The sequence below is a fragment of the Amycolatopsis sp. NPDC059021 genome, assembly GCF_042739895.1.
Classification (GTDB): domain Bacteria; phylum Actinomycetota; class Actinomycetes; order Mycobacteriales; family Pseudonocardiaceae; genus Amycolatopsis.
The window spans coordinates 1-3867 of sequence record NZ_JBHYIQ010000052.1; the positions used below are offsets into that span (position 1 = coordinate 1).

General features: G+C 69.4%; 4 protein-coding genes and 1 tRNA gene. 3 read left to right on the top strand and 2 right to left on the bottom strand.

The window, feature by feature from the left end; translation table 11 throughout:
• Window positions 1-56: 56 nt before the first annotated feature.
• Both ACFWX1_RS27555 and ACFWX1_RS27560 read right to left on the bottom strand, forming a co-directional pair.
• Complete coding sequence (locus tag ACFWX1_RS27555; RefSeq protein WP_378392068.1) at window positions 57-1151, bottom strand: chitinase; 1095 nt, start codon at window positions 1149-1151, stop codon at window positions 57-59.
• A gap of 131 nt (window positions 1152-1282) precedes the next feature.
• Entirely contained in the window at window positions 1283-2518 is a 1236-nt protein-coding gene (locus ACFWX1_RS27560; RefSeq protein ID WP_378392070.1) for a M20 family metallopeptidase, read from the bottom strand.
• A 76-nt stretch (window positions 2519-2594) separates the two neighbouring features.
• Here ACFWX1_RS27560 and ACFWX1_RS27565 point away from each other — a divergent pair, with 76 nt between their 5' ends.
• The 3 genes from ACFWX1_RS27565 to ACFWX1_RS27575 all read left to right on the top strand — a co-directional run bounded on the left by ACFWX1_RS27565 (window position 2595) and on the right by ACFWX1_RS27575 (window position 3681).
• On the top strand, window positions 2595-3077 hold the full coding sequence (locus ACFWX1_RS27565; RefSeq protein WP_378326933.1) for a tRNA adenosine deaminase-associated protein: 483 nt from the start codon (window positions 2595-2597) through the stop codon (window positions 3075-3077).
• Window positions 3074-3538 carry a nucleoside deaminase gene (locus ACFWX1_RS27570; RefSeq protein ID WP_378392174.1) on the top strand — a complete coding sequence of 155 codons (465 nt, stop codon included), beginning with the start codon at window positions 3074-3076 and terminating at the stop codon, window positions 3536-3538. The genes ACFWX1_RS27565 and ACFWX1_RS27570 overlap by 4 nt, the downstream gene beginning before the upstream one ends.
• Before the next feature lie 56 nt (window positions 3539-3594).
• Window positions 3595-3681, top strand: a tRNA-Ser gene (locus ACFWX1_RS27575).
• Window positions 3682-3867 lie beyond the last annotated feature (186 nt).

The window sequence follows — 3867 nt, forward strand, 5'->3', positions numbered from 1 at the left end:
GCCCGAGTGACTCTGGGTCCCTCAAGGAGGCCCCCACGGACCGCGGGAGGCCAGGCTCAGCCGAAGTAGCCGGTGAAGTTCTTCGCGAACTCCCAGCCGTTGAACCTGTCCCAGTTGATCGACCAGGTCATCAGCCCGCGCAGCGCCGGGAAGACGCCGTGCGGCTTGTATGCGCCGCAGCCCGAGCCCTTCGTCAGGCAGTCGAGCGACGAACGGACCTCGGCGGGCGCCGTGTAGCCGTTGCCCGCATACGATGCCGCCGGCAGGCCGATCGCGACCTGGTCCGGCCGCAGCGCCGGGAACACGTTGGCCTTGTTACGGGCCACCGGGAAGCCGGTGAGCAGCATGTCGGTCATCGACGTGTGGAAGTCCGCGTTGCCGATGAAGTGCCACTGGTCGTCCAGGCCCATGATCGGCCCGGAGTTGTAGTCCTGGACGTGCAGCAGTGTCAGCGAGTCCCGCAGCGCGTGGATCACCGGTAGGTACGCTCCGGCGCGGGGATCCGAGCCGCTACCCGGGCCGTAGAACTGGTAGCCCAGCTGGACGAAGAACGTCTCCGGGGCCATCGTGAGCACGAAGTTCTCGCCGTAGCGGGCTTTCAACGTCTTCAGTGCCGAGATGAGGTTCACGATCGACGGCGTCTTCGGGTTCTTGAAGTCGGTGTCGCCCGAGTTCAGCGACAGTGAATGCCCCTCGAAGTCGATGTCGATGCCATCGAGGCCCCATTTGTCGATGATGGCACTCGCCGACGCGACGAAGGCGTCGCGCGCGGCCGTCGAGGTCAGCTGGACCTGCCCGTTCTGGCCGCCGACCGAGATCAGCACCTTCTTTCCCTTGGCCTGCTGCGCTTTGATCCCGGCCGCGAAGTCCACATCGGACTCGACGTTGGCACATTCCGAGGCCGGGCAGCGGTTGAAGCGCAGCTGCCCCGAGGTGACCGACGTCGGCTCGGCGAAGGCGAGGTCGATGATGGTCCAGTCGGCCGGGACATCGGCGATGCGCGTGTAGCCCGACCCGTTGGCGAAGCTCGCGTGCAGGTATCCGACGAGTGCGTGCGTGGGCAGCTTGGCGGGTGTGGCCGCGGCGGGCGCGGCGAACCCGCACAGCGCGGCGATCAGTACGACGACGGTGGCGTAGACCTTTTGGCGCATCAGGGCCTCCTGAGTACCCCTGGCCACTCCAGTGGACTAGACCACTGGAAGCGCTGTCAAGGTCTGGACCACCATCGTCACCGGGATGGCCGACTGCTCACTGTGTTCCGGCCCGCAGCTGTACGGAACGCTTACGAGCCCTTCAATGCCGCCAAGGCGAACGCGGTGTGCAGCGCGACCCCGTGCACCATCGCGTCCTCGTCGAAGTGCACCCGGCTGGAGTGGTTGTCCTCGGCCTCCGCCGGGTCCGTCCCCTGTGGACACCCGCCGAGGAAGGCGAACGCGCCGGGGACGCGCTGCAGCACGTAGGAGAAGTCTTCCGCCTTCATCACCGGTGCGCTCAGGATCTCCACATTGGACGGTCCGAGCAGCTCGGTGGCGATGTTCGCCACGTCGGCGGCCACGTCCTCGTCGTTCACGCTGACCGGGTAGCCCGGCGTGATGTCCACCGACACCCGGCAGCCGTGCGCGGCACCGACCGCCTCGCACACCTTCGGCAGCTCCTCGCGCACGAACGCGCGGGTGCGCTCGGACAACGTCCGGATCGTGCCCTCCAACTCGGCGGTCTCCGGGATGATGTTCGACGTCGTGCCCGCGGTGATCCGGCCGACGGTGACCACCGCCGGTTCGAACACGCTCACCCGCCGGGTGACCATCGTCTGCAGCGCACCGACCATCGCCGCGGCGGCCGGGACCGGGTCCAGCGCGCTGTCGGGCTCCGATCCGTGCCCGCCCTTCCCGGTGACCAGGACGTCGAACTTGTCGGCCGAGGCCATGACCGGCCCCGGCTTGACCTGGATGACACCGCTGCGCGCCCGCCCGGCGATGTGCAGGCCGAACGCCTTCCCGACCCGCTCGCCTGCCGCGTCGAGCACGCCCTCGTGGATCATGTGCCGCGCGCCGTGCTCGCCCTCCTCGCCGGGCTGGAACATGAACACGACCGACCCGGCGAGCCGCTCGACCCGGCGCGACAGCAGCTTCGCCGCCGACGCGAGCATCGCGACGTGGGTGTCGTGTCCGCACGCGTGCATCACGTCCTCGACTTCGGACGCGAAGTCGAGCCCGGTGTCCTCGTGCAGCGGCAACGCGTCCATGTCGCCCCGCAGCAGCACCGCCGGGCCGGGCTTGGCTCCGCGCAGCACCGCCGTCAGCGACGACGTCGACCTGCCTTCGGTGATCTCCAGCGGCAGCCCGGCCAGCGCGTCCTTGATCGCCGACTGCGTGCGCGGCAGCCGCAGCCCCACCTCGGGGTGGCGGTGCACCGTCCGGCGAAGTTCGACGGTTTCCTGCTGGATCGCGCGTGCCTCGTCGATCAAACCGGCGAACGATCCACCGGGCAAAGTGGGCAGGTCAGTGGGTCCTGTCATGGCTCGATAGTGGCACCAACGGCGCTTCGGCCGCACCGTGCGTGCGCCGAGGGGACGGGCGGAATACGGTGTGGCCATGGCGGTGCAAGAGCCGGTCACGGGCTTTGCCGTGGCGGTGGTGAGGGAGGACGGTCGATGGCGCTGCAGTGCCCTCGACCAGGGGGCGCTGGCGGAACTCGACGCGGCGATCACCGAGCTGGGCAAACTCCGGTCGACCGGGGCGGCGTTCGGGCTGCTCGCGGTCGACGACGAGTTCTTCGTGATCGTCCGGCCGAGCCCGAGGGGGCCGTCGCTACTGCTGTCCGACGCCGCCGCCGCGCTCGACTACGACATCGCCGCGGACGTCCTCGACGTCCTGCGGGTCGATCCCCCCGACGAGGACGACGACGCCGTCTGGCCGGAGGGGGATCTGGAGATTCTCGCCGATCTCGGGTTGCCAGGAGTCGAACTCGAGGTCATCGTCGGTGAGGTGGATCTCTACCCTGACGAGCAATTGCAGATGATCGCGCAGCGCTGCGGGTTCGCCGACGAGTTCGCGAGACTGCTGGACGAGCTCTGAGACGCCCGACCGACACCGAAGCCGTACAGGCCGCGCTCGAAGCAGCGCGCGGCCCGGGGGCGGACGTGCCGATCGGCGCGGTCGTGTTCGCCCCGGACGGCGCCCCGCTGGCCGCCGCCCGCAACGCCCGCGTCGAGCTGGGCGACCCCACCGCACACGCCGAGGTCCTCGCGCTGCGTGCCGCGGCCAAACGATTCGGCGACGGCTGGCGCCTCGAAGGCTGCACCCTCGCCGTCACCGTCGAACCCTGCACGATGTGCGCCGGCGCCCTCGTCCTGGCCCGGGTGTCCCGGCTGGTGTTCGGCGCGTGGGAACCCAAGACCGGGGCCGTCTGCTCCCTGTGGGACGTCGTGCGTGACCGGCGCCTCAACCACCGCCTCGAGGTGTACGGCGGCGTGCTCGAACCCGAGTGCGCGGGCCTGCTCGAGGGCTTCTTCGCGGACCGCCGCCCCGACACCTGAGCCGTCTCGGCCGGGCCCCGCACAGCACGCGAACGCCGTCCGGTATTGTTCTCCGCGGTGGCGTGTCCGAGCGGCCGAAGGAGCACGACTCGAAATCGTGTGACGGTTAACCCCGTCCGTGGGTTCAAATCCCACCGCCACCGCTCGCGAGTGGGCGAGGTGTGTCGACGGAAAGCGTCGACATGCCTCGCTCGCCGTGTTTCTGGGGGTGCAACCCCCAGACCCCCCCCCGGCGGGGGCCCCCCCCCCCCCCCCCCGGAGGGGGGCCGGAGTGGGTTTTATGTCTTTTAAAACAAAAAAGCAGGCGCGCCCACACACCACTGAATCAA

Coding starts and splice junctions, on each gene's coding strand:
- ACFWX1_RS27555 (WP_378392068.1), bottom strand. CDS start 1,151: ATGCGCCAAAAGGTCTACGCCACCGTCGTCGTACTGATCGCCGCGCTG.
- ACFWX1_RS27560 (WP_378392070.1), bottom strand. CDS start 2,518: ATGACAGGACCCACTGACCTGCCCACTTTGCCCGGTGGATCGTTCGCC.
- ACFWX1_RS27565 (WP_378326933.1), top strand. CDS start 2,595: ATGGCGGTGCAAGAGCCGGTCACGGGCTTTGCCGTGGCGGTGGTGAGG.